This is a genomic window from Rathayibacter sp. VKM Ac-2927 (genome assembly GCF_022815525.1).
Taxonomy (GTDB): Bacteria; Actinomycetota; Actinomycetes; order Actinomycetales; family Microbacteriaceae; genus Rathayibacter; species Rathayibacter festucae.
This window is the reverse complement of record NZ_JALGRT010000003.1, coordinates 120,268-143,141: the sequence shown is the minus strand read 5'-3', so window position 1 is coordinate 143,141 and position 22,874 is coordinate 120,268. Positions and strand designations below refer to the sequence as shown.

Genomic DNA, 22,874 nt, shown 5'->3' with positions numbered 1-22,874 from the left:
CCGTTCCGCACCGCCTGTTCGGAGCAGACGGCTCCGCCCAGTCGACTCAGCGCCCCCGCGTCAGCGCCCACAGTGCGACGGCGCTCGCCGAGGCCACGTTCAGCGAGTCGACCCCGTGCAGCATCGGGATGGTCACCACGGTGTCGGCCGCGTCCAGTGCCGCCCGGCTCAGCCCGTCACCCTCGGCCCCCAGCACGATCGCCACGCGCTCGGGCCGGTCGGCCGCGTACTCGTCCAGCGGCACCGCGTCGGGCGCGAGCGCCAGGGCGGCGACCGAGAACCCCGCGGCGAGCAGCTCGGTCCGCGCCGGCCCCCACTCCGGGATCCGCGTCCACGGCACCTGCAGCACCGTCCCCATGCTCACCCGCACGCTCCGCCGGTAGAGCGGGTCCGCGCAGCGCGGGCTCACCAGCACCGCGTCCGCGCCCATGCCCGCCGCCGCGCGGAAGACGGCGCCGACGTTGGTGTGGTCGACGAGGTCCTCGAGGATGACGACGAGCCGCGCGTCCTCGAGCAGCGACGCCATCGACGGCAGCTCCGGACGCCGCATCGACGCGAGCGCCCCGCGGTGCAGATGGAACCCGGTCAGCTCCTCGATCATCGCGTCCGGCCCGACGAATACCGGCACGTCCGGGAAGCGCTCGAGCACCTCCGCCGCATCCGGCAGCCGCTTCTCCTGCACCAGCACCGACTTCGGCACGTGCCCGGCGTCGAGCGCGCGGACGATCACCTTCGACGACTCCGCGATGTAGAGGCCGCCCTCGGGCTCGAGCACCCGGCGCAGCGCCACGTCGGTCAGGCGGTGGTAGTCGGCCAGGAGCGGGTGGTCGAGGTCCTCGATGTGCACGATCGGCATCCCGGAACCCTAGGGCACGCCGCGGTCTAAACTGGCCGATGGAGTGCCCGCGTGCGCGGGTGTCCGAGGGAGGCGTGGATGGAGTCGGGTCCGACACCGATCGCCGACGGCAGCAGTGCCGATCAGGCCGACGAGCAGCAGGCCGATCTGCAGCGGGCCGACGAGCAGCGCTCCGCCGCCCTCGATCGCACCGTCGAGCTCCTGGCCGGCCGCCGCATCGCCGCCGTCACCGGCGCGGGCGTGAGCACCGACTCCGGCATCCCCGACTACCGCGGAGCGGGAGCCCCCGTCCGCAGCCCGATGACCTACTCCCAGTTCGTCGCCGACCCCGACTACCGCCGCCGCTACTGGGCCGGCAGCCAGCTCGGCTGGCGCCGCTTCACCGCCACGCTGCCGAACGACGGACACCGCGCCCTCGCCCGGCTCGAGGAGCGCGGCCTGCTCGCCGGTGTCGTCACCCAGAACGTGGACGGCCTGCACGTGCGCGCCGGCTCGCAGCGCGTGGTCGATCTGCACGGCTCCGCCGACCGGGTCCGCTGCATGACCTGCGGCCAGTACTTCGCCCGCGACGCGATCGCCGAGCGCATCGAGGCGCTCAACCCCTGGCTCGACGACCCCGACATCTCCTCGCTCAACCCCGACGGCGACGCCGAGGTGCACGACGTCTCGGCGATGACCGTCCCGGAGTGCACGGTCTGCGGCGGGATCCTCAAGCCCGACATCGTCTTCTTCGGCGAGTTCATCCCGACCGAGCGGTTCGAGGAGGCGCGCGCCATCGTCGCGGGCGCCGACGCGCTGCTCGTCGCGGGCTCGTCGCTCGTCGTCAACTCCGGCATCCGCTTCCTCGAGATCGCCCGGCGCGCGAAGATGCCGATCGTCATCGTCAACCGCGGCGCCACCAAGGGCGACTCGCGGGCCGGCATCAAGATCGACGGCGGCACGAGCGAGGTCCTCCGCGCCCTCGCCGAGCGCCTCCCGTCGCGCTGACCCACCGCTCCCCCACCACCCGAGAGGCCCTCGTGACCCAGCTCACCCTCGTCCGGCACGGCCAGACCGACTGGAACGCCGCCCGCCGCATCCAGGGCGCGAGCGACATCCCGCTGAACGACACCGGCCGCTCGCAGGCCCGGGCCGCCGCCCGGCTGCTGCGCGAGCGCGACTGGGACGTCGTCGTCGCCAGCCCGCTGCAGCGCGCGCACGAGACCGGGGCGATCATCGCCCGCGGTCTCGGCCTGCCCGAGCCCGAGGTCGTCGAGGGCGTCGCCGAGCGGGCCTACGGCGAGGCGGAGGGCATGACCGGCGACGAGCTCCGCGAGCTCTTCCCCGGCGGCATCGAGGGCGCGCGCATCCCCGGCTGCGAGACCCGCGCCCAGGTCGTCGAGCGCGCCACGGCCGCGCTGCTCGAGATCGCCGAGCGCTTCCCGGAGCAGCGCGTGATCGTCGCGACGCACGGCGCCGTCATCGGCAGCCTGCTCCGCGCCCTCAGCGAGGACGAGCTGCCGGCCCAGGGCACGACCGTCGGCAACGGCTCGCGGCACGACTTCGCGATCGTCGACGGCGCCCTGCAGATCGTCGCGGTCGACGACTCCGGCGACGTGGTCGTCGTCGACGCCGATCTGCAGTCCGACCTGGACGACGTGCTCAGCCCGAGCGCACCCGCCTGACGCCCGGCCCGGGCGCCGCTCAGCGCCCGACGCTCGTCAGCAGCTCCAGCAGCACCCGCGCGGAGTCGCGCCACGAGTACGCCGCCGCCCGCTTCCGCGCCTTCGCCGACAGCTCCCGCCAGCGCTCCGGGTCCTCGAGCGAGCGCACGCCCTCGGCGATGCCCTTCGCGCTCGACGGATCCACGTAGACCGCCGCGTCGCCGCCGATCTCGCGGAAGATCGGGATGTCGCTGACGACGACCGGCGTGCCGAGCGCCATCGCCTCGACCAGCGGGATGCCGAAGCCCTCGTCCCGGCTCGCCGTCACCAGCGCCGTGGCACGCGCGAGCGCCTCGCGGTAGGAGGCGTCGTCCGCTCCCTGGTGGAAGATCAGCTTCGCCGTCGGCGCGAGCGAGCGGAGGGTCTCCACCGTCTCGTCGCTCGCCCGGCTCATCAGGTGCAGCTCGTAGTCGGGCAGCAGCCGCATCGCCCGCGCCAGCGACTCCACGTTCTTGTAGGGCATGAACGAGCCCATGTAGACGAGCGAGCGCGCGTCCGAGCGGTCCGGCAGCGCCGCCGCGAGGGCCGCGCTCGCCTCGTCCGGAGCCGTCGCCGCGTTCGGCACCACGACGACCGGCCGGGTCGTCAGCCGGTGCGTGCGGAGCAGCCCGCGGGTCGTCTCGGACACCGTCACGATCGCGTCGGCGCGCTGCAGCAGGCGCCGCTGCGGCCACCAGGCCAGGTGGTAGAGCCGCCAGAGCCCGCGCACCGGGAGCGGAAGATCGCGTGGCGGCGTGCGGTGGCGGTAGTAGATCAGGTCGTGCACGGTCAGCACGAGCTTGTAGCGCCGGCCGAGCGAGCCCATCGTCTGCATCGGCGAGAAGACGACGTCGGGCCGCAGCCGGTTCACCAGCAGCGCCACGAACGGCTCGAACGGCCCGGTCGGCGAGGTGACCTTCTCCCACGGCAGGTCCGGCAGCATCGCCCGCTGGCGGCGGTCGCTGATCAGCATCGTCACGTCGTGCAGCTTCGCCAGCTCGGCCACGATCTCCGCGGTGTAGCGGCTGATGCCGTCGTGGCGCTCGAGCCGGGTGTACCGGCAGTCGACGACGATCCTCATCGGTCGATCCCCTCGTCCAGGGCCGCGCGGAGGACGGCGGCCGCCTCGTCCGGCGTCTCGTAGTGGATGAGGTGCCCGACTCCGTCGATCACGTGCAGACGCCCGTGCGGCAGCGCCTCGAGCAGGCGGTACTGCGCGGAGAGCGGGGTGATGTCGTCCTGCGCCGCGGCGATCAGCAGCGTCGGCGCCGCGATCCGCGCGGCGTACTCGCTGACGTCGTGCGAGACCGAGGCGCGGAACGCCTCCAGCACCGTGTCGCGCGAGGCGAAGGCGCTGAAGTAGCGGTCGTGCTGGTCGTGCACGAAGCGGCGCAGCGGCCCGTCCTTGGTCTTCACCATCGCGAGGCTCATCACCCGCACGATCAGCGGATCGCCGAGCAGGCGCAGCCCCAGCGGGCGGGGCAGCACCGCGCCGAGGCGGTAGTAGAGCACCGCGAGCCGGGTCAGCACGCCACGGGGCCCCGCGAGGGCGGGCGCGGCGATCGGATTGACGAGCACGAGCAGCGGAGTCTCCAGCCCGCCCGCGACGGCCGCCGCGGAGACGATCGAGCCGAAGGAGTGCCCCAGCACGACCGCGCTCCCCCGCAGCCCGAGCGCGTCCAGGAACTCGCCGAGCCAGGCCGCGTAGCCCTCGACGTCGTGCGCGTGCGCCGTCATCGCCGGCGACGCGCCGAAGCCGGGCAGGTCGGGCGCGATCACGCGGGCGTCCGCTCCGCCGGCCAGCAGCCTCGCGATCACCGGCTCCAGCCCGTGGTGCTCGCCGCGGAATCCGTGCACCAGGACCAGCACGGTCCCCGCGTCGGGGTCGCCGTAGCTCCAGTAGGCGGTGGTGGCCCCGGCGACGTCGACGGCGCTCTCGCTGATGGCGAGTCGCCCGAGGTCGGCGGCGTAGGGGGAGGCTATGGTCATGACGGTCCCCATCGTAGGGAAAGCCCGTCGAACTTCCCGCCGCAACGCCTTGCGGGCCCTCGATCCGAGCCGCAAGCATGAAGGCGCGTTCGCACGCGACGCACCGCCCGTCCCCCGTCCTCCGCTCCGATCCCGGCGCGGCGCCGGTCATCCGCTCAGGCAGCAGCAGAAGGAGCACCGTGAGCTTCACGTCCCCGATCCAACTCCCCGGGCTCGCCCTCGATCCGCAGTGGTACCGCAGGGCCGTGTTCTACGAGGTCATGATCCGGTCGTACTACGACTCGAACGGAGACGGCGCCGGCGACATCAACGGCCTGGCGTCCAAGCTCGACTATCTGCAGTGGCTCGGCATCGACGCGCTCTGGCTGCCGCCCTTCTACATGTCGCCGCTGCGCGACGGCGGCTACGACGTCTCCGACTTCAAGGCGATCCTCCCCGAGTTCGGCACCATGGAGGACTTCCGCGAGCTCGTCCGGAAGGCCCACGAGCGCAACATGCGCATCGTGATGGACTTCCCGCTCAACCACACCAGCGACCAGCACGAGTGGTTCCAGCAGTCGCGCTCCGACCCCGAGGGCCCCTACGGCGACTTCTACGTCTGGAACGACACCGACGACAAGTACCCGGACATCCGGATCATCTTCGTCGACACCGAGGACTCGAACTGGGCCTTCGACGCCGAGCGCCGCCAGTTCTACTTCCACCGCTTCTTCTCGCACCAGCCCGACCTCAACTTCGAGAACCCGGCCGTGCACGAGGCCATCCACGACGTCGTCAAGTTCTGGCTCGACCTCGGTGTCGACGGCATCCGGCTCGACGCGATCCCCTACCTCTACGAGTCCGACGAGGGCAACGGCGAGGGCGAGCCGCCCACGCACGACTTCATCAAGAACCTGCGGACGATGGTCGACCGCGACTACCCCGGCCGCATCCTGATCGCCGAGGCGAACCAGTGGCCGCGCGAGGTCGCGGCGTTCTTCGGCACCGAGGAGGAGCCGGAGTGCCACATGGCCTTCGACTTCCCGGTCATGCCGCGCATCTTCTACTCCCTCCGCGCGCAGACCGCGAACGAGCTGAAGAAGGTGCTCTCCGAGACCTTCGACATCCCCTCCGGCGCGGCCTGGGGCGTCTTCCTCCGCAACCACGACGAGCTCACCCTCGAGATGGTCTCCGAGGAGTACCGCCAGGCGATGTACGGCTGGTACGCCTACGACCCGCGGATGCGCTCCAACATCGGCATCCGCCGCCGGCTGGCGCCGCTGCTCGACAACTCGCGCGCCGAGCTCGAGCTGATCAACGCCCTGCTCTTCTCGCTCGCCGGCAGCCCGTTCCTCTACTACGGTGACGAGATCGGGATGGGCGACAACATCTGGCTGAACGACCGCGACGCCTCGCGCACCCCGATGCAGTGGACCCCGGACCGCAACGCCGGCTTCTCGGCCGCCGACCCGGGCAAGCTCGTCCAGCCGATCGTGCAGTCGCTCGTCTACCACTACAACCAGGTCAACGTGGAGGCGCAGCTCGCCCAGTCGCGCTCGCTGCTGCACTGGATGCGGAACGTCCTGCACGTGCGCCGCGGCCACCCCGCCTTCGGCCTCGGCTCGATGCGCGTCCTCGAGACCGACCACGAGTCGGTGCTCGCCTTCGTCCGCGACTACGCCGGCTCCGGTACCGCGATGGGCGACCAGCCGGAGGAGGTGCTCTGCGTCTTCAGCTTCAACCACAACCCGGTCTCGGTGACGATCACCGACCCCGAGAACCCCGGCTCGACGCTGACCGACCTCTTCGGCGGCGGCCGCTTCCCCGGCTTCTCCGAGGACGGCTCGCTGACGATGACGCTCGGCACCCAGGGCTTCTTCTGGCTGCACGTCGCGAAGGCCGGCCAGGCCCGCGAGGGTCTCACCCGCTGATCCGGCCTTCGCCCGCCCGACCGCGCAGCACGCCGCGGGGCCTCCCGACGATGTCGGAGGCCCCGCCTAGGCTGTCGGCGTGAGCACCACCGAGACGAACCAGGCACCGACGCTCTTCGACGAGACCCTCCTCGACGAAGCCGGGTCCACCGGCGGGTCCGCAGGTTCGTCGGAGAGGTCGGAAGGCTCCGACGGCGCCCGCTGGTACGACCGTCTCGCCGTCTTCGACCTCGAGACCACCGGCATCGACGTCCGCACCAGCCGCATCGTCACCGCGCACGTCGGCGTGATCGACGCCGACGGCACCCCGGTCGAGGGCACGACCTGGCTCGCCGATCCCGGCGTCGAGATCCCGGCCGGCGCCAGCGCCGTGCACGGCATCAGCACCGAGCACGCCCGCGAGCACGGCCGCCCCGCCGGCGAGGTCGTCGCCGAGGTGTCGGAGGCGCTCCGCTCGCTCCTGGCCCGCGGCATCCCCGTCGTCATCTACAACGCCCCCTACGACCTCTCGCTGCTCGCCTTCGAGGCGCGCCGCTGGGGCGTCCCGGTGCTGATCGACCCGAGTCCCGTCATCGACCCGCTCGTCATCGACAAGGCGGTCGACCGCTACCGCAAGGGCAAGCGCACACTGGTCCAAGCCGCGCTGCACTACGGCGTCCCGCTGACCGAGGCGCACGACGCCGGCGCCGACGCGATCGCCGCGGGCCGCGTCGCCCAGGCCCTCGGCCGCGCCTTCACCGAGGAGCTCGGCGGCGGTGCCGACGCGCTGCACGCCCTGCAGATCGACTGGTGCCGCACCCAGGCCGAGTCGTTCCAGGAGTACATGCGCCGCATCCGCGACGAGAGCTTCGTCGCCGACGGCGCCTGGCCCGTCCGGCACTGAGCGTCCGGTAGCGACCTCTCGGCACTGATGTCGCGGCTCAGGTGAGCGTGCGACCCTCCGCGAGCAGCGCCACGTACTCCGCGATCCGCCGTTCCCGCGTCTCCGGCCGCTTGAGCTGCGACAGCCGGAAGAGGAACGCGAAGCGCTTCTGCCCGCCGACCGTCGCGAAGAAGGCGGCGGCCGCCGGATCCGCGGCCAGTGCCGCCGTGAAGTCGTCCGGCACCTCCGCGTCGCGCTGCCGGTAGGCGGCCTCCCAGCGCCCGTCCGCCCGTGCCCGCTCCACCTCGGCGAGTCCGGCCGGCAGCATCCGGCCCTCCTCGAGCAGCCGCGCCACGTGGTCGCGGTTCACCTTCGACCACGGGCTCGCCCGGCGCCGCGGTGTGAACGCCTGCAGCTTGAACTGCTCGTCGAACGCGCCCGCCTGCCCGTCGATCCAGCCGTGGCAGAGTGCGACGTCGAGCGCCTCCGCGTAGGTGATGCCCGGGTCGACGGCCGCCTTCTTCCGCAGCTTCAACCGCACACCGCCCGGGTCCGGCTCACCGCGGAGGTAGGCGTCCCACTCCTCGGGCGTCGTGAGCGGCAGGATCGGCTTGTCGGCGAAGGACACCATCCCCGGACGCTACCGCCTCTCGGCCCGCCGCGTCACGGGCCCGGAACCGGTGATGCCGTCACGAGGACATGCGGCGGCCCCCGCGCGCAACCGCTCGACCGCTGCCCCGCGCTGCGCTGGGATCGGAGGACAGCGGGACCACCCGGGTCCCCGGCGAGGAGCAGTCATGCCCACCATCCGCACGGTCACCGTCCTCGGCAGCGGAGTCCTCGGCTCCCAGATCGCGTTCCAGGCCGCCTTCCACGGCTTCGCCGTCACCAGCTACGACGTCACCGACGAGGTGCTCGACGCCGCGCGCGAGCGCTTCCGCGGGCTCGCCGGCGTCTACGAGTCGGCGCAGGTCTCCGGAGGGATGCCCGGCGGCGCCGCCGCGGCCCTCGAGTCGCTGCGCCTCACCTCCGACCTCGCCGAGGCCGTCGCCGACGCCGACCTCGTGATCGAGGCCGTCCCCGAGGACCTCGCGCTCAAGCAGGAGCTCTACGGCCGCCTCGGCGCGCTCGCCCCCGAGCGGACGATCTTCGCGACCAACTCCTCGACGCTGCTCCCCAGCGATCTGAAGGAGTCGACCGGCCGCCCCGACCGCTTCCTCGCCCTGCACTACGCCAACCACGTCTGGGTGCAGAACACCGCCGAGATCATGGGCACGGCCGACACCGCCCCGGCCGTCGTCGACGCCGTCGTCGCCTTCGCCGTCGAGAGCGGACTCGAGCCGATCCGCCTGCAGAAGGAGAAGGCCGGCTACCTGCTCAACTCGCTGCTGGTGCCGCTCCTGAACGCCGCGAGCGGCCTCCTGATGGGCGGCTACGCCGACCCCGAGACCATCGACAAGACCTGGCGGATCGGCACCGGTGCCCCGCTCGGCCCCTTCCAGATCTTCGACGTCATCGGCCTCAACACCGCCTACCACGTCGCCGTCGCCGCCCCCGACGAGGCCTCGCAGGCCTTCGCCGCCCACCTCAAGACCGAGTACCTCGACCAGGGCAGGCTCGGCACCGCCACCGGCGAGGGCTTCTACCGCTACTGATCCGCGCGGCGACCGATCTGCGGGCGCGGTCGATCTCGATACTCCCGCTTCGCGGGCTACTCGATCAGCAGGGAAAGGCGGGCCGCGCAAGCGAGACGAGCGCGCTGCACATGCTGGTCGAGTAGCCGCGCAGCGGCGTATCGAGACCCGCCGTCGTCAGCAGGCCGGGACTGCAGACTCGACTTCTGACGACAGCGGATCTCGAGACGCCCGCTCCGCGGGCTACTCGATCAGCAGGGGGGGAACGACGAAGGGCCCCCGACCGCGAGGTCGAGGGCCCTTCGGAGGCGGGAGACCGGAGCCTACTTGCCGAAGTTCTTGTAGCGCGAGTTGAACTTCTCGACGCGGCCGGCCGAGTCCATGATGCGCTGCTTGCCCGTGTAGAACGGGTGCGAGGCGGACGAGATCTCGACGTCGATGACGGGGTACGTGACGCCGTCGAGCTCGATCGTCTTGCTGCTGGTCGCCGTCGAGCGGGTGAGGAAGGTCTCACCGGAGGCGAGGTCGCGGAACACGATGGCCTCGTACTTGGGGTGGATGTCGGTCTGCATGATCGTGTCCTGTCGCTTGTGGTCCTGAACCGCGCCTGTCGTCGACGGGTGCGGGTGGATGAGTGGCGGGCGCACCGCGAACGGGCCCGAACCAGCTACCAAGAATAGCAGACCGCCGCCGCCACGGGGAGGTGCGGCACGCGGTCGCGCGAGCCCGCGCTCAGCGGGCGCGGGCCGAGTAGCGCCCGTTCTCGTGCGTCAGCGCGATGTCGAGCCCGAAGGCGTCCGCGAGGGTCGCCTCGGTGAGCGCCTCGGCCAGCGGGCCGGCGGCGACGACGGCGCCGTCGCGCAGCAGCAGCGCGTGCGTGAACCCGGCCGGGATCTCCTCGACGTGGTGGGTCACCATCACGATCGCGGGCGAGGCCGGGTCCTGCGCGAAGCCGCCGAGCAGCTGCACGAGCTCCTCGCGGGCGCCGAGGTCGAGGCTGCCGGCCGGCTCGTCGAGCAGCAGCAGCTCGGGGTCGGTCATGATCGCGCGGGCGATCTGGACGCGCTTCTGCTCACCGTCGGAGAGCGTGCCGAAGGTGCGGTCGGCGAGGTGGTCGAGCTTCCACTCCACCAGGACGCGGCGCGCGCGGCGCTCGTCGATCTCGTCGTAGCCCTCGTTCCAGCGGCCGGTCACCGCGTAGGCGGCGGTCATCACGACGTCGAGCACCGTCTCGCCCGCGGGCAGGCGGCGCGCCATCGCGGTCGAGGCGTAGCCGATCCGGGGGCGCAGCTCGAAGACGTCGACGCGGCCGAGCGTCTCCTCGAGCAGGTGCGCCGAGCCGGTCGACGGATAGTTCTGCGCCGCGGCGATCTGCAGGATCGAGGTCTTCCCGGCTCCGTTGGAGCCGAGGATCACCCAGCGCTCCTCCTCGGACACGGTCCAGTCGACGTGGTCGAGGATCCGCTTGCCGTTCCGGACGAAGGACACATCGACGAACGAGACAACGCTGGGCATGCGGACCAGTCTAAAGGGAGCGGGCGGCGGGCTCAGACGAGCGAGTCGTAGATCGCACGGGTGTCCCGGGCGATCTGCGTCCAGCTGAAGTCGCTCTGCGCCCGGAGGCGGCCGGCCTCGCCCATCCGCTTCGCGGCGGCCGGATCGGCGACGACCTCGGCCATCGCGGCCGCGAGATCCGCGATGTAGCGCTCCGGATCCACCGGCGTGCCGGTGCCGTCCGTCACCTGCTCGATCGGCACCAGGCGCCCGGTGACGCCGTCGACGACGACCTCCGGGATGCCGCCGGTCGCGGTCCCGACGACCGCGGCGCCGCACGCCATCGCCTCGAGGTTCACGATGCCCAGCGGCTCGTAGATCGACGGGCAGACGAACGTGGTCGCGGCGGTCAGCACCGCGGAGAGCTGGTGGCGCGGCAGGTGGCGGTCGATCCAGACGACGCCGGTGCGCTCCTGCTGGAGCCCCCGCACCAGCGCGGTGACCTCGGCCATGATCTCGGGGGTGTCCGGGGCGCCGGCGCAGAGCACGAGCTGCACCTCCGGCGGCAGCATCGCGGCAGCGCGCAGCAGATAGGGCAGCCCCTTCTGCCGGGTGATCCGGCCCACGAAGACGACGGACGGACGCGACGGGTCGATGCCCAGCTCGGCGAGGACCGCCTCGTCCTCCACCGGGTGCCACGCGTCGAGGTCGATGCCGTTGTAGACCACGTGCACCTTCGCCGGGTCCAGGGCGGGGTACGAGCGGAGGATGTCGTTCCGCATCCCGCCGGAGACCGCGATCACCGCATCGGCGCTCTCGTACGCCTCGCGCTCGATCCAGCTCGAGACGCGGTAGCCGCCGCCGAGCTGCTCGGCCTTCCACGGGCGCAGCGGCTCGAGGCTGTGCGCCGAGACGACGTGCGGGATGCCGTGCAGCAGCTGCGCGAGGCGCCCGGCCGCGTTGGCGTACCAGGTGTGCGAGTGCACGAGATCGGCTCCGGCCGCGTCCTGGGCGATCTGGAGATCGACGCCCAGGGTCTGCAGCGCGCCGTTGGCCTGCGCCAGCTCGGCCGGCACCGGGTACGCGAACGCCCCCTCCTCGTCCCTCGGCGCGCCGAAGCAGCGCACCACGACCTCGATGTCGTGGCGGAGGGCCTTGGTGAGCTCGGCCACGTGCACACCGGCTCCCCCGTACACCTCGGGCGGATATTCCTTGGTCAGCAGATCGACTCGCACACCCCGAACCGTAGTACAGCGCGATCCCCCGGCGACAGCCGCAGCCACGCGGGTTCGCGGACCATCGCCAACCCCTACTGTGGAGCCATGCAGTCAAAGAAGATTTTCGGCATCGTCCTCGCGGGTGGCGAAGGCAAGCGGCTCATGCCCCTCACGGCGGACCGGGCCAAGCCCGCGGTGCCGTTCGGCGGGCAGTACCGTCTGATCGACTTCGCGCTGTCCAACCTCATCAACTCGGGTCTGACCCAGATCGTGGTGCTGACGCAGTACAAGTCGCACTCGCTCGACCGCCACGTCTCGCAGACCTGGACGCTCTCGGGGCTGCTCAACTCGTACGTCGCGTCCGTCCCGGCGCAGCAGCGGCTCGGCAAGCGCTGGTTCAGCGGCTCGGCCGACGCGATCCTGCAGAGCCTCAACCTGATCCGCGACGAGAAGCCCGACATCGTCGTCGTGGTCGGCGCGGACCACGTCTACCGCATGGACTTCTCGCAGATGATCGAGGCGCACATCAAGTCGGGAGCCAAGGCGACCGTCGCGGCGATCCGCCAGCCGATCGAGCTCGCCGACCAGTTCGGCGTCATCCAGCTCGCGGGCGACGAGGCCGGCGACGGCGTCGTCCCGACCAAGATCGCCGAGTTCCTCGAGAAGCCCAAGGACGCGGTCGGCCTCGCCGACTCCCCGCACGAGGTCCTCGCCTCGATGGGCAACTACGTCTTCGACGCCGACGCGCTGATCGACGCGGTCATCCGCGACGGCGAGCTCTCCACCTCCGACCACGACATGGGCGGCGACATCATCCCCGACTTCGTCGCGCGCGGCGAGGCCGGCGTCTACGACCTCAAGCTCAACGAGGTCCCCGGCTCCACCGATCGCGACCGCTACTACTGGCGCGACGTGGGGACGATCGACTCGTTCTTCGAGGCGCACCAGGACCTCATCTCGGCGCTGCCCGTCTTCAACCTCTACAACCAGCAGTGGCCGATCTTCTCGTCGCAGCTTAACTCGCCGCCCGCGAAGATCGTGCGAGACGGCAAGGGCAACCTCGGCACCACCGTCGACTCGGTGGTCTCCCTCGGCACGGTCATCTCCGGAGCCCACATCGAGCGCAGCGTCGTCGGGCCCTGGGCGATCATCGAGTCGAACGCCACGGTCTCCGACTCGGTCGTCTTCGACAAGGTCCGGATCGGCCCGGACGCCGTGGTCGCCCGCGCTATCCTCGACAAGGACGTCGTCGTCGAGCCCGGCGCCCGTGTCGGCGTGGACCACGACCACGACCGCGAGCGCGGGTTCACCGTCACCGAGTCGGGCATCACCGTCGTCGGCAAGGGCGTCGTCGTCCGCCCGTAGCACCCCCGCGGGTCGAGAGCACTGCGCTTCCGCGCGCCGGCCGTGTCGGCGCGCGGACCCGACCGATTGGCCCGTCCTTGAGTGAGCCTCTGCGCACACCCGCCCGCTTCCTGGTCGTCGTCGACGCCGACTCCACGCTGCTGCAGGACGAGGTGATCGAGCTGCTCGCCGCGCACGCGGGCTCCGAGGAGCGCGTCGCCGCGATCACCGAGCGCGCGATGCACGGCGAGATCGACTTCGGCGAGAGCCTGCGCGAGCGCGTCGCCACCCTCGCCGGCGTGCTCGACGACGTCTGCGCCGGAGTGAGCGGCCGCGTCAGGGTCACCCCGGGAGTGGAGGAGCTGATCGCCGGCATCCACGCCGCCGGTGGCCGGATCGGCGTCGTCTCGGGCGGCTTCCACGAGGTGCTCGATCCGGTCGCCGGGGCGCTCGGCCTCGACTTCGTCCGCGCCAACCGGCTCGGCAGCCGCGACGGCCGCCTGACCGGCGCGGTCGAGGGCCCGGTCATCGACGCCGCTGCGAAGGCCGCGGCCCTCTGCGAGTGGGCGGCGGAGTCCGGCGTCCCGCTCCGGCGCGCGATCGCGGTCGGCGACGGCGCGAACGACCTCGAGATGATGCGGGTGGCCGGCCTCTCGGTCGCCTTCAACGCGAAGCCCGTGGTCCGCGAGCGCGCCGACCTCGTCATCGACGGCCTCGATCTCAGCCAGCTGCTGCCGGTCCTCGGCCTGCGCGGCTGACGCCGGTGGGGCGGCGCCTCAGCCGCCCGCCGTCGCGATCAGCGCCGCCGCGCTCAGGGCCAGCGCCCAGCTGACCAGCGAGCCGACCAGGAAGTACTCGGCCTTCGAGCCGCCCTCGCCGTCGCGGGAGATCTCCGGGAAGCGCACGATGCCCTTCGCCGCGAAGACGGCGCCGGCCAGCCCGATCGCTCCGGCGAGGGTGAGCCCGGTCACGAGCAGGCGCTCGAGCGGCCCGATGGCGCGACCGCCGCGGAGATCCGGAACGCGCACCTCCTGGGGTGCCGGCCGGGCGAATCGAGCACGGAGCGAGAAGCGGCTGCGGGCGGCGACCGGCTGCGGCAGCTCGCGGTAGAGCGCGGCGCGCACGACGACGTTGGCGCTCTCGAGGAGGAAGAGCGCGGCGCCCCCGGCGAGCAGCACCTGGGCGATCGGCGGCACCGGCCCGGATCGCCCGAGCTCCGCGTAGGCGTCGACCAGGAGGCCGGCGGCGGGCCCGGCCGCACGATCCAGCACCGAGAGCAGGAGGACCGCGACGACGAGGCCGACGGCGGGTCGGAGCCCACCGGGCGGTCGAGTGCCCGCCGCGGTCGTCGTGAGCAGCAGCCAGGCTCCGGAGAGGACCGCGACGATCGCGACCCCGAGCGGCGGAGCCCCGAGGCCCAGCACTGCGGAGAGCACCGCTCCCACCCAGAGCACGACGATAGCCCCGGCAGCGACCGGCCTGCCGAGGTGCGTCCGAGCGAGGTCGGCCAGCCCGACGAGCGCGAGCAGCAGCGCGGTCAGCACGCGTCCGCCAGCAGCCGCGCGCCGGTGAGCAGGGCGCCCGCGCCCGCGCGCTTCAGCGCCTGCGACACCGCCGACTGCGTGATCGACTCCTGCTCGGCCAGGACCTTCTGCGGCAGCCCGCGCGCGGTGCCGAGCACGAGCCGCCGGTCGCGGTCGCTCATCTCGCCGACGAGGGCGTCGCGGGCGAGGAGGTAGGCGTTCACCGCGGCCTCCTGCGCGTCCGAGGCGTCCGAGGCGATGAACCAGCCTCGGGCGGTCGGCACGGCTCCGTCCTCGAGGGCGTGCGCCCGCTCGATGGCCGCTCGCGCGCGCCACCAGCCGGGCCCGTCCTGCAGGTCGCCGGCGATGCCCGAGCCGACCACCCTGATCTCGCCGTGGCCGAGGCCGACCCGGCAGTCCACCCCGGGCGGCAGCGCCAGGCGCGCCTGGAGCGTCGCCCCGAGGGCCGCGGAGACGGAGGCGTAGACCGCCTGGAACTCGTCCCCGACCGTCGGGTGCAGTGGTTCGAGTGCCGGGACCGCCGCGTCGACCGCCGCGAAGCCGCGCTCGATCTCGCGCTGCACGGAGGACCGCGCGGTGATCTCCCGGGAGTCGACCAGGTCGAGCAGCACCGCGACGACGGGGGGTTCGGTCATCGCATAAGCCTACAGCTGATATCCGTCGGATATAAGCTCTCAGCTGATACGGTCAGTGGCCCATCCCGAGGCCGCCGTCGACGGGGATGACGGCGCCGGAGATGTAGTCCGCCTCGTCGCTCGCCAGCCAGCGGGTGACCTTCGCGACCTCGGCGGCCGTGCCGTAGCGGGCCAGCGGGATGCTCTTGCGGTACTCCGCCTGCTGCTCCGCCGGGAGCTCCGCCGTCATGTCGGTCTCGATGAACCCGGGTGCGACGACGTTCGCCGTGATGTTGCGGGCACCGAGCTCGCGGGTCAGCGAACGGGCGAAGCCGACCAGCGCGGCCTTCGACGAGGAGTAGTTGATCTGGCCCGGTCCGCCGTAGAGGCCGACGACGCTCGAGATCAGGACGATGCGGCCGAACCTCTGCTTCAGCATCGCCTTCGACGCCCGCTTGACGACCCGGAAGGCGCCGGTGAGGTTGGTGTCGATGACGGAGGTGAAGTCCTCCTCCGACATGCGCAGCAGCAGCATGTCGCGGGTGATGCCGGCGTTCGCGACGACGACCTCGACCGGCCCGAGCTCGGCCTCGATCTGCGAGAAGGCCGCGTCGATCGAGGCGGAGTCGGTCACGTCGGCGACGACGGTGAAGGAGCCCTCGGGACCCGAGCCGGAGCGCGCGGTGACCGCGACCCGGTGACCGGCCGCCACGAACTCCTCGGCGATGGCGAAGCCGATCCCCCGGTTGCCCCCCGTGACGAGGACGGTGCGCGGCGTGGTCATGGTGTCCCTCTCCGCCGGCGCGCGGGCGGCTCCGGACGACCCGTACATCTTAGAGGCGCTCGGCGCAACACATCCGCGGATAGGGCCGTCTCAGCCTTCGCTTGGCGCGCACGACGTAGTCTGGTCGGGCTGTGAAATCACGCGAATCGCTCACCTCCCTCCCGCCGTCGCCCAGTGCCGCGCGTCGCTCCCGCGCGATCAAGTACTCCATCGCCATGGGCATCAGGATGGTCTGCGTGATCTGCCTGATCTTCGCTCAGGGCTGGTGGCTGCTCTTCTTCGCCCTCGGCGCGATCGTGCTCCCCTACTTCGCCGTCGTGCTCGCCAACGTCGGCAGCGCCGGTGAGAGCGGAACGGTCGAGCGTCCCGGCGCGATCGTGCTGTCCCGGCCGGTGCCGCCCTACGCGCCGCCTACGTCGGACGACGCGGCGCCCTCCGCCGACGCGCCCGAGGGCGGCGACCCGACCGAGGGACGACGGTGATCCCGCTCGGCGGCGTGCCCGATCAGCACGCCTGCTCGCGCGCCGGCTGCGCGCTGACCGCGACCTGGGCGATCGAGTGGCGGAACCCGCGCATCCACACCGCGGACCGCCGGAAGACCTGGCTCGCCTGCGGGGAGCACCTCGACTACCTGCGCGAGTTCCTCGCGGCGCGGGAGTTCCCGCTCGAGGTGAAGCCGCTGCTGACGGTCGACCGCGGAGCCGCCCTGTGAGCGCGACGGCGACGCGGCCGTCCTGGCGCTTCGCCTTCTCGCGCCGCTGGTTCGGCTACCTGGCCCTCACGATCGTCTTCGCCGTCGCCTGCGTGCTGCTCTCGCGCTGGCAGGTCGCGCGGCTCGACGAGGCGGCGAGCACCAACCGGCTCGTCACCGCCAACTGGAACGCCGACCCCGTCGCGCTCGACGGGCTGCTCCCCGAGGGAGCGAGCTGGGACGACGCGCTCGAGTACCGGCCCGTCGAGGTCAGCGGCGTCTACGAGACCGACGGCGAGACGCTCGTCCGCAACCGGCCGTACAACGGCAATCCCGGCTTCGAGATCCTCACCCCGCTGCGCCTCGCGGACGGCAGCGTCTTCGTCGTCGATCGCGGCTGGGTCCCGGTCGGCTCCACCCAGGACTCCCCCGACGTCGTCCCGGCCCCGCCCGAGGGCGAGGTCACGGTCACGGCCCGGCTCAAGCCCGGCGAGGGCCGCATCGAGGGCCGCGGCGCGCCCGCCGGCCAGATCGCGACGATCCAGCTCGACGACCTCTCCGCCCAGCTCGACGAGCCGCTGCGCACCGCCGGCTACGGGCTGCTGGTCCAGGAGGACCCGGCTCCGATCGAGGAGCGGCCGCTCGCCGCGATCAAGCCCGTCGCCGACGAGGGCCTGCACATCAGCTACGCGATCCAGTGGGTGCTCTTCGCGATCATGGGCTTCGGCGGTCTCGCCTGGGCGATCCGGCACGAGTACCGGATCCGCAACGCCGACGACCCCGAGGTCATCGCCGCCGAGGAGCGCCGCGAGCAGCGCCGCCTCCGCCGCGGCCGCACCGACGCCGAGATCGAGGACGAGCTGCTCGACGCCCGCTGACCGAGCGGGATCCACTGGGAGGACACGCCCGCACACATGCTGGTCGAGTAGCCCCGCAGGGGGGTATCGAGACCCGCCGTCACCAGCAGGGCGGCTCCGCAGTGTCACGTCCGGATGCCGGTGGATCTCGATACGCCCGCTCCGCGGGCTGCTCGATCAGCATGAGCGCAGTCCCGAGACCTCGAAGGCCGAGGATCAGGCCAGCATGATCAGGTCGAGGTAGTCCGCGGTCCAGTGGTCCTCGGTGCCCTCGGGCATGATCAGCACGCGCTCGGGGTTGAGCGCCTCCACCGCCCCCTCGTCGTGGCTGACCAGGACGACCGCGCCCTCGTAGTGCGCGAGCGCGTCGAGGATCTCCTCGCGGCTGGCCGGGTCGAGGTTGTTGGTGGGCTCGTCGAGCAGCAGCACGTTGGCACCCGAGACGACGATCATCGCCAGGGCGAGGCGGGTCTTCTCGCCGCCGGAGAGGACTCCGGCCGGCTTGTGCGAGTCGTCGCCGGTGAAGAGGAACGAGCCCAGCACGCGGCGGGCCTCGGTCTCGGTGAGGTTCGGGCTCGAGGAGACCATGTTCTCCAGCACCGAGCGCTTGACGTCGATCGTCTCGTGCTCCTGGGCGTAGTAGCCGATGCGCAGGCCGTGGCCGGCCTCGATCACGCCGGTGTCCGGCGCGTCCACACCGCCCAGAATGCGCAGCAGCGTCGTCTTCCCCGCACCGTTCAGCCCGAGGATGACCACCTTCGAGCCGCGGTCGATCGCGAGGTCGACGGAGGTGAAGATCTCGAGTGAGCCGTAGCTCTTCGAGAGGTTCTGCGCCTGCAGCGGGGTCCGGCCGCAGGCGGACGGGGTCGGGAAGCGGAGCTTCGCGACCCGGTCCACAGCGCGGACCTCCTCGAGGCCGCTGAGCATCCGCTCGGCGCGCGCGACCATCTGGTGCGCGGCCGCGGCCTTCGACGCCTTCGCGCCGAAGCGCGCGGCCTGCAGCTGCAGTGCCCCGGCCTTCTTCTCGACGTTGACGCGCTCCTTCTTGCGGCGCTCCTCGTCGGCCGCGCGCTGGCGGAGGTAGTTCTTCCAGTTCATGTTGTAGACGTCGATGACCTGGCGGTTGGCGTCCAGGTAGAAGACGCGGTTCACGGTCTCGCCGACCAGCTCGATGTCGTGGCTGATCACGATGAAGCCGCCGCGGTAGTTCTTCAGGAACTCGCGGAGCCAGACCACGGAGTCGGCGTCGAGGTGGTTGGTCGGCTCGTCGAGGATGAGCGTCTGCGCGTCGGAGAAGAGGATGCGGGCGAGCTCGATGCGGCGGCGCTGACCACCCGAGAGCGTCTTCAGCGGCTGGTCGAGGATCCGGTCCGGCAGGTTCAGGTTGCTCGCGATCGACGCCGCCTCGGCCTCCGCCGCGTAGCCGCCGAGCGAGAGGAAGCGGTCGGTCAGGTTGCCGTACTTCTTCATCCCGGCCTCGCTGACGGCCGTGTCGCTGCTCGACATCGCGACGGTGGCCTCCTGCATGCCCAGCACCAGCTGGCCGAGGCCGCGGGCGTCGAGGATGCGCGTGCGCGCCAGCTCCTCGGGATCGCCGGAGCGCGGGTCCTGCGGCAGGTAGCCGATCTCGCCGCCGCGGTCGACCGATCCCTTCGCGGCGATGAGGTCGCCGGCGAGGACCTTGGTCAGCGTCGTCTTGCCCGCGCCGTTGCGGCCGACGAGGCCGACCTTGTCGCCGTCGCCGACTCTGAAGGACACGTTCTCCATCAGGAGTCGGGCGCCGACTCGGAGTTCGAGGTCGTGCACGCTGAGCACTGTGCTGTCCGTTCCCGCCAAGAAATGGCGTTCGGTTCGGGAGGTGTGGGGCAAGAGGCCGCGGAGCGGCAGCCCCCTAGTATATTTCCTGAGCCGCGGGGCGGATCCACGTCAGCTCACCGCGGACGCGCTCGCTCCTCGCTCTCGGGCGACACGGTCTTTGGAGAACAGACATGTCCAGCTACTCTCTCGCCCCGTCGCGACCGGTCCTGGCGGACCGGCTGCTCACCCGCTCGCTGGTCACCGATCTGGTGCTCGTCCTCGCCGCCGCCGCGTTCACGGCCGGCATGGCGCAGCTGTACATCCCGATGTGGCCGGTCCCGATCACGGGCCAGACCTTCGCCGTCCTGCTCGTCGGCACCACGCTCGGCGCCCTCCGGGGCGCGCTCTCGATGGGCGTCTACGCGCTCGTCGGCGCCCTCGGCGCCCCGATCTTCACCGAGGGCTCGAGCGGCTGGGCCGTCCTGGCCGGCCCGACCGGCGGCTACATCGTCGGTTTCGTCCTCGCCTCGATCGTCACCGGCTGGCTCGCGCAGCGCCAGTGGGACCGCCGCGTCGTCGGCACCGCCGTGACCTTCCTCGCGGGCACCGCCACGATCTACCTGGTCGGACTCCCCTGGCTCGCCACCGCGCTCGGCTCGATGGGCTACCCGGCCGACCTCGGCTCGGTGCTGACCGCCGGCCTCGTGCCCTTCCTCGTCGGCGACACCCTCAAGATCCTGCTCGCCGCCGCGCTCCTGCCCACCACGTGGGCGATGCTCGGCCGCCGCAAGGGCTGACCCGCCCCGCACGCACGACGAAGGGCCCGGAGGATGATCCTCCGGGCCCTTCCCCGTACCTGACGCCGATCGAGCGGCGCGGCTCTAGATCGAGAAGCCGAGGGCGCGCATCATGTCGCGGCCGTCCTCGGTGATCCGGTCCGGACCCCACGGCGGCATCCAGACCCAGTTGATCCGGAACGCCTCCACGACGCCGTCGAGCGACTCCGCGGTCTGCTCCTCGAGCACGTCCGTCAGCGGGCAGCCCGCCGACGTCAGCGTCATGTGGATGACCAGGGCGTCGTTCTCGTCGTCCCAGCCCAGGTCGTAGATGAGGCCGAGGTCGACGACGTTGACGCCGAGCTCGGGGTCCATGACGTCCTTGAGCGCCTCCTCGACCTGGTCGAAGAGCTTCGGGTCGAGCGTGGTGACCGCCATGATCAGGCCGTCGCCGGGGCGAGGAAGCGGTCGTAGCCCTCGTCCTCGAGACGGGTCGCGAGCTCCTTGCCGCCCTGCTCGGCGATCCGGCCGGCGACGAAGACGTGCACGAAGTCGGGCTGGATGTAGCGCAGGATCCGCGTGTAGTGCGTGATCAGCAGGACGCCGAGGCCGGTCGAGGCGTGCGCGCGGTTGACGCCCTCCGAGACGATCTTGAGCGCGTCGACGTCGAGGCCGGAGTCGGTCTCGTCGAGGACGGCGAACTGCGGGGCGAGCAGCTCGAGCTGGAGGATCTCGTTGCGCTTCTTCTCGCCGCCCGAGAAGCCCTCGTTGACGTTGCGCGCCGCGAAGGACGGGTCCATGCGCAGGTCGGCCATGGCCTTCTTGACGTCCTTGGTCCAGGTGCGGATCGCCGGCGCCTCGCCCGCGATGGCGGTCTTGGCCGTGCGGAGGAAGTTGGTGTTGGTCACGCCGGGGATCTCGACCGGGTACTGCATGGCGAGGAAGAGGCCGGCGCGAGCGCGCTCGTCGACGGTCATGTCGAGGACCTCGACGCCGTCGAGGGTGATCGAGCCGCCGTCGACGTGGTACTTCGGGTGGCCCGCGATCGTGTACGCGAGGGTGGACTTGCCGGACCCGTTCGGGCCCATCACGGCGTGGATCTCACCCTGGTTGATGGTGAGGTCGACACCGCGGAGGATCTGCTTGGTCCCCTGCTCGGTCTCGACACTGACGTGGAGATCGCTGATCTGGAGAACGGACATTCAGACTTCCTTCGTGACGGTCGGGTCGATGTAGACGTCGCCGTCGATGACCTCGACGACGAAGACGGGAACCGGCTCGAAGGCCGGCAGGTTCAGGGGGGCGCCGGTGCGCAGCGAGAACGCCGAGCCGTGGGCCCAGCACTCGAGGGTGTCGTCCTCGACGAAGCCCTCGGCGAGGGAGACCTCGCCGTGCGTGCAGGTGTCGCCGATGGCGTGGATCTCGCCGGCCGTGTCCTGCACGATCGCGATGGCGATGCCGTCGACGACGTAGCGGACGGCCTGATTGGGGATCAGCTCCGAGGCGGCGCAGATCTTCGCGGCGTCGCTCATGCGGACACCTCCGGCGTGTACGCGCCGGTCTGCCCGGCGCTGCCGGCCAGCTCGGCCTCGATCGCGAGCTGGAGGCGGTCCTCGAGCTCGGTCACGCCGATCTGCTGCACGATCTCGCTGAGGAAGCCGCGGACGACCAGGCGGCGCGCCTCGTCCTCGCGGATGCCGCGCGACTGCAGGTAGAAGAGCTGCTCGTCGTCGAAGCGGCCGGTCGCCGAGGCGTGGCCCGCTCCGGCGATGTCGCCGGTCTCGATCTCGAGGTTCGGGATCGAGTCGGCCCGCGTGCCGTCCGAGAGGACCAGGTTGCGGTTCTGCTCGTAGCTGTCGGTGCCGTTCGCGCTCTGGCGGATCAGCACGTCGCCGATCCAGACCGTCCGCGCGCCCTGACCCTGCAGCGCGCCCTTGTAGGTGACGCGGCTGCGGGTGTCGGGGGCGTCGTGGTCGACGTAGACCTGCTGCTCGAGGTGCTGGCCGCCGTCGGCGAAGTACAGGCCGAGGAGCTCGCCGTCGGCGCCGCGCTCGACGAGGTGCGCCGAGGGGTTCACCCGGACGATCGAGCCGCCGAGGGTGACGACGATGTGCTTGACCTTCGCGTCGCGGCCGACGCGGAGGAAGTGGTTCGCGAGGTGGCGGGCGTCGTCGGCCCACTCCTGCAGCGTCACGATGGTCAGCTGCGCGCCCTCGCCGACGAGGACCTCGACGTTCTCGGCGAGAGTCGCCTCGCCCTCGTTCTGCAGCACGACGACGCCGCGCGCGTACGGCGCGGCCTCGATGATCGTGTGCGCGGCACGGGGAGCGGAGCCGAGACCGGTGCGCACGAGCGTCGCGACCTTCTCGTCCTCGCCGGTCACCCGGATCGAGAGCGCCTGCTCGAACTGCGACCAGGCGTTCGCGGCGGCGCGGTCCTCGGGGAGGCCGGCGGTGCCGATCCGCGCGTCGTCGCGACCGACCCAGGAGACGTCGACGCCCTCGACCGCCGCCGACTCCAGTGGAGTCGGCGAGCCGTCGAGGGGGCCGTCGATCAGGTCGCCGAGGCGGGCGACCGGGGTCAGCTTCCAGGCGATCTCGCGACCGGTGACCGTCTCGAAGGCGTCGACGTCGGTGGACGCGAAGCGCTCGGAGCGGGTCTGCACGGGCGTGAACGCCCCGTCGGAGTGCGCGGCGATGCCCAGGCGCGCGGCGGCGTCCGCGCCGTCGATCGCAGGGGACGTCGGGGCGCTCGTGGGGACCGTCATCAGGCGGTGGTTCCTTTCGAAGGGTGCTGGCCGCCCGACTCGGGCGGCCTCGGGGC

Annotated in this window: 26 protein-coding genes; 11 read left to right on the top strand and 15 right to left on the bottom strand. The window is 71.8% G+C overall.

Going from position 1 to position 22,874, the window contains the following annotated elements:
• Positions 1–46 precede the first annotated feature (46 nt).
• Positions 47–856 (bottom strand): RNA methyltransferase, encoded by an 810-nt coding sequence (locus MT353_RS09795; protein ID WP_123735769.1) that lies wholly within the window; start codon positions 854–856, stop codon positions 47–49.
• Between the two features lie 78 nt (positions 857–934).
• Between MT353_RS09795 and MT353_RS09790 the strand changes: the two genes are divergently transcribed.
• A complete protein-coding gene (locus tag MT353_RS09790; protein WP_243624284.1) occupies positions 935–1,843 on the top strand; it encodes a Sir2 family NAD-dependent protein deacetylase in 909 nt (302 codons plus the stop codon).
• A 32-nt stretch (positions 1,844–1,875) separates the two neighbouring features.
• A complete protein-coding gene (locus tag MT353_RS09785; RefSeq protein ID WP_164874486.1) occupies positions 1,876–2,520 on the top strand; it encodes a histidine phosphatase family protein in 645 nt (214 codons plus the stop codon).
• Between the two features lie 19 nt (positions 2,521–2,539).
• On the opposite strand, the gene MT353_RS09780 is transcribed toward MT353_RS09785, so the two are convergent.
• The gene (locus MT353_RS09780) at positions 2,540–3,619 is read right to left on the bottom strand and encodes a glycosyltransferase family 1 protein (protein ID WP_123735772.1); all 1,080 of its coding nucleotides are present in this window, start codon (positions 3,617–3,619) and stop codon (positions 2,540–2,542) included.
• Positions 3,616–4,527 carry an alpha/beta fold hydrolase gene (locus MT353_RS09775; protein ID WP_243624283.1) on the bottom strand — a complete coding sequence of 304 codons (912 nt, stop codon included), beginning with the start codon at positions 4,525–4,527 and terminating at the stop codon, positions 3,616–3,618. The genes MT353_RS09780 and MT353_RS09775 overlap by 4 nt, the downstream gene beginning before the upstream one ends.
• 179 nt (positions 4,528–4,706) lie before the next feature.
• On the opposite strand from MT353_RS09775, the gene treS reads away from it, so the two are divergent.
• Together treS and MT353_RS09765 are read left to right on the top strand one after the other, a co-directional pair.
• Positions 4,707–6,437, top strand: coding sequence for a maltose alpha-D-glucosyltransferase (gene treS / locus MT353_RS09770; protein WP_243599992.1), 1,731 nt, complete (start codon positions 4,707–4,709; stop codon positions 6,435–6,437).
• Positions 6,438–6,516: 79 nt separating this feature from the next.
• Positions 6,517–7,320, top strand: a complete 804-nt coding sequence (locus MT353_RS09765; RefSeq protein WP_308197519.1) for a 3'-5' exonuclease — start codon at positions 6,517–6,519, stop codon at positions 7,318–7,320.
• 37 nt (positions 7,321–7,357) lie between these two features.
• On the opposite strand, the gene MT353_RS09760 is transcribed toward MT353_RS09765, so the two are convergent.
• Positions 7,358–7,930: a YdeI family protein gene (locus MT353_RS09760; protein WP_123446298.1), complete on the bottom strand. Its 573-nt coding sequence runs from the start codon at positions 7,928–7,930 to the stop codon at positions 7,358–7,360.
• Between the two features lie 166 nt (positions 7,931–8,096).
• On the opposite strand from MT353_RS09760, the gene MT353_RS09755 reads away from it, so the two are divergent.
• Positions 8,097–8,954 carry a 3-hydroxyacyl-CoA dehydrogenase gene (locus MT353_RS09755; RefSeq protein WP_243599990.1) on the top strand — a complete coding sequence of 286 codons (858 nt, stop codon included), beginning with the start codon at positions 8,097–8,099 and terminating at the stop codon, positions 8,952–8,954.
• Positions 8,955–9,256: 302 nt separating this feature from the next.
• Here the strand turns inward: MT353_RS09755 and MT353_RS09750 are convergent, their stop codons facing one another.
• From MT353_RS09750 to glgA, 3 genes are all read right to left on the bottom strand, one after another.
• A complete protein-coding gene (locus tag MT353_RS09750) occupies positions 9,257–9,505 on the bottom strand; it encodes a type B 50S ribosomal protein L31 (RefSeq protein WP_123446296.1) in 249 nt (82 codons plus the stop codon).
• Between the two features lie 160 nt (positions 9,506–9,665).
• On the bottom strand, positions 9,666–10,448 hold the full coding sequence (locus MT353_RS09745) for an ABC transporter ATP-binding protein (protein ID WP_123446295.1): 783 nt from the start codon (positions 10,446–10,448) through the stop codon (positions 9,666–9,668).
• A 32-nt stretch (positions 10,449–10,480) separates the two neighbouring features.
• Positions 10,481–11,662: a glycogen synthase gene (gene glgA, locus MT353_RS09740; RefSeq protein WP_243599989.1), complete on the bottom strand. Its 1,182-nt coding sequence runs from the start codon at positions 11,660–11,662 to the stop codon at positions 10,481–10,483.
• Between the two features lie 87 nt (positions 11,663–11,749).
• Between glgA and MT353_RS09735 the strand changes: the two genes are divergently transcribed.
• Positions 11,750–13,009, top strand: a complete 1,260-nt coding sequence (locus tag MT353_RS09735) for a glucose-1-phosphate adenylyltransferase (RefSeq protein ID WP_243599988.1) — start codon at positions 11,750–11,752, stop codon at positions 13,007–13,009.
• Positions 13,010–13,086: 77 nt separating this feature from the next.
• On the top strand, positions 13,087–13,746 hold the full coding sequence (serB, locus tag MT353_RS09730; protein ID WP_243599987.1) for a phosphoserine phosphatase SerB: 660 nt from the start codon (positions 13,087–13,089) through the stop codon (positions 13,744–13,746).
• An 18-nt stretch (positions 13,747–13,764) separates the two neighbouring features.
• Here serB and MT353_RS09725 read toward each other — a convergent pair whose 3' ends face one another.
• Genes MT353_RS09725 through MT353_RS09715 form a run of 3 tightly spaced genes read right to left on the bottom strand, consistent with a single transcriptional unit; the run spans position 13,765 to position 15,930 of the window.
• Positions 13,765–14,532, bottom strand: a complete 768-nt coding sequence (locus MT353_RS09725) for a hypothetical protein (RefSeq protein WP_243599986.1) — start codon at positions 14,530–14,532, stop codon at positions 13,765–13,767.
• Positions 14,526–15,167: a SatD family protein gene (locus tag MT353_RS09720; protein ID WP_243624282.1), complete on the bottom strand. Its 642-nt coding sequence runs from the start codon at positions 15,165–15,167 to the stop codon at positions 14,526–14,528. The genes MT353_RS09725 and MT353_RS09720 overlap by 7 nt, the downstream gene beginning before the upstream one ends.
• Positions 15,168–15,219: 52 nt before the next feature.
• Entirely contained in the window at positions 15,220–15,930 is a 711-nt protein-coding gene (locus MT353_RS09715; protein WP_243599984.1) for a beta-ketoacyl-ACP reductase, read from the bottom strand.
• Positions 15,931–16,061: 131 nt separating this feature from the next.
• Between MT353_RS09715 and MT353_RS09710 the strand changes: the two genes are divergently transcribed.
• Genes MT353_RS09710 through MT353_RS09700 form a run of 3 tightly spaced genes read left to right on the top strand, consistent with a single transcriptional unit; the run spans position 16,062 to position 17,499 of the window.
• Positions 16,062–16,412, top strand: a complete 351-nt coding sequence (locus tag MT353_RS09710; protein ID WP_243624281.1) for a DUF3099 domain-containing protein — start codon at positions 16,062–16,064, stop codon at positions 16,410–16,412.
• Positions 16,409–16,642 carry a hypothetical protein gene (locus tag MT353_RS09705; RefSeq protein ID WP_243582970.1) on the top strand — a complete coding sequence of 78 codons (234 nt, stop codon included), beginning with the start codon at positions 16,409–16,411 and terminating at the stop codon, positions 16,640–16,642. The genes MT353_RS09710 and MT353_RS09705 overlap by 4 nt, the downstream gene beginning before the upstream one ends.
• A complete protein-coding gene (locus MT353_RS09700; RefSeq protein WP_123735783.1) occupies positions 16,639–17,499 on the top strand; it encodes an SURF1 family protein in 861 nt (286 codons plus the stop codon). Before MT353_RS09705 ends, MT353_RS09700 begins: the two co-directional genes overlap by 4 nt.
• Positions 17,500–17,694: 195 nt before the next feature.
• Here the strand turns inward: MT353_RS09700 and MT353_RS09695 are convergent, their stop codons facing one another.
• Positions 17,695–19,293, bottom strand: a complete 1,599-nt coding sequence (locus MT353_RS09695) for an ABC-F family ATP-binding cassette domain-containing protein (protein ID WP_123733093.1) — start codon at positions 19,291–19,293, stop codon at positions 17,695–17,697.
• A gap of 173 nt (positions 19,294–19,466) precedes the next feature.
• Between MT353_RS09695 and MT353_RS09690 the strand changes: the two genes are divergently transcribed.
• On the top strand, positions 19,467–20,072 hold the full coding sequence (locus MT353_RS09690) for a biotin transporter BioY (protein WP_123735784.1): 606 nt from the start codon (positions 19,467–19,469) through the stop codon (positions 20,070–20,072).
• A gap of 84 nt (positions 20,073–20,156) precedes the next feature.
• Here MT353_RS09690 and MT353_RS09685 read toward each other — a convergent pair whose 3' ends face one another.
• From MT353_RS09685 to sufD, 4 genes are read right to left on the bottom strand one after another with little or no spacing between them, the layout of a single operon-like run.
• On the bottom strand, positions 20,157–20,489 hold the full coding sequence (locus MT353_RS09685; RefSeq protein WP_123446284.1) for a metal-sulfur cluster assembly factor: 333 nt from the start codon (positions 20,487–20,489) through the stop codon (positions 20,157–20,159).
• A gap of 2 nt (positions 20,490–20,491) precedes the next feature.
• Positions 20,492–21,253: a Fe-S cluster assembly ATPase SufC gene (sufC, locus tag MT353_RS09680; protein ID WP_123446283.1), complete on the bottom strand. Its 762-nt coding sequence runs from the start codon at positions 21,251–21,253 to the stop codon at positions 20,492–20,494.
• Positions 21,254–21,583: a non-heme iron oxygenase ferredoxin subunit gene (locus tag MT353_RS09675; RefSeq protein ID WP_123735785.1), complete on the bottom strand. Its 330-nt coding sequence runs from the start codon at positions 21,581–21,583 to the stop codon at positions 21,254–21,256.
• Positions 21,580–22,818: a Fe-S cluster assembly protein SufD gene (gene sufD / locus MT353_RS09670; protein WP_243624280.1), complete on the bottom strand. Its 1,239-nt coding sequence runs from the start codon at positions 22,816–22,818 to the stop codon at positions 21,580–21,582. Before sufD ends, MT353_RS09675 begins: the two co-directional genes overlap by 4 nt.
• Between the last annotated feature and the right edge of the window lie 56 nt (positions 22,819–22,874).

Coding starts and splice junctions, on each gene's coding strand:
- MT353_RS09775 (WP_243624283.1), bottom strand. CDS start 4,527: ATGACCATAGCCTCCCCCTACGCCGCCGACCTCGGGCGACTCGCCATC.
- MT353_RS09715 (WP_243599984.1), bottom strand. CDS start 15,930: ATGACCACGCCGCGCACCGTCCTCGTCACGGGGGGCAACCGGGGGATC.
- MT353_RS09675 (WP_123735785.1), bottom strand. CDS start 21,583: ATGAGCGACGCCGCGAAGATCTGCGCCGCCTCGGAGCTGATCCCCAAT.
- MT353_RS09790 (WP_243624284.1), top strand. CDS start 935: ATGGAGTCGGGTCCGACACCGATCGCCGACGGCAGCAGTGCCGATCAG.
- MT353_RS09750 (WP_123446296.1), bottom strand. CDS start 9,505: ATGCAGACCGACATCCACCCCAAGTACGAGGCCATCGTGTTCCGCGAC.
- sufC (WP_123446283.1), bottom strand. CDS start 21,253: ATGTCCGTTCTCCAGATCAGCGATCTCCACGTCAGTGTCGAGACCGAG.
- MT353_RS09745 (WP_123446295.1), bottom strand. CDS start 10,448: ATGCCCAGCGTTGTCTCGTTCGTCGATGTGTCCTTCGTCCGGAACGGC.
- MT353_RS09755 (WP_243599990.1), top strand. CDS start 8,097: ATGCCCACCATCCGCACGGTCACCGTCCTCGGCAGCGGAGTCCTCGGC.
- sufD (WP_243624280.1), bottom strand. CDS start 22,818: ATGACGGTCCCCACGAGCGCCCCGACGTCCCCTGCGATCGACGGCGCG.
- MT353_RS09795 (WP_123735769.1), bottom strand. CDS start 856: ATGCCGATCGTGCACATCGAGGACCTCGACCACCCGCTCCTGGCCGAC.
- MT353_RS09690 (WP_123735784.1), top strand. CDS start 19,467: ATGTCCAGCTACTCTCTCGCCCCGTCGCGACCGGTCCTGGCGGACCGG.
- MT353_RS09735 (WP_243599988.1), top strand. CDS start 11,750: ATGCAGTCAAAGAAGATTTTCGGCATCGTCCTCGCGGGTGGCGAAGGC.
- MT353_RS09685 (WP_123446284.1), bottom strand. CDS start 20,489: ATGGCGGTCACCACGCTCGACCCGAAGCTCTTCGACCAGGTCGAGGAG.
- MT353_RS09780 (WP_123735772.1), bottom strand. CDS start 3,619: ATGAGGATCGTCGTCGACTGCCGGTACACCCGGCTCGAGCGCCACGAC.
- MT353_RS09760 (WP_123446298.1), bottom strand. CDS start 7,930: ATGGTGTCCTTCGCCGACAAGCCGATCCTGCCGCTCACGACGCCCGAG.
- MT353_RS09720 (WP_243624282.1), bottom strand. CDS start 15,167: ATGACCGAACCCCCCGTCGTCGCGGTGCTGCTCGACCTGGTCGACTCC.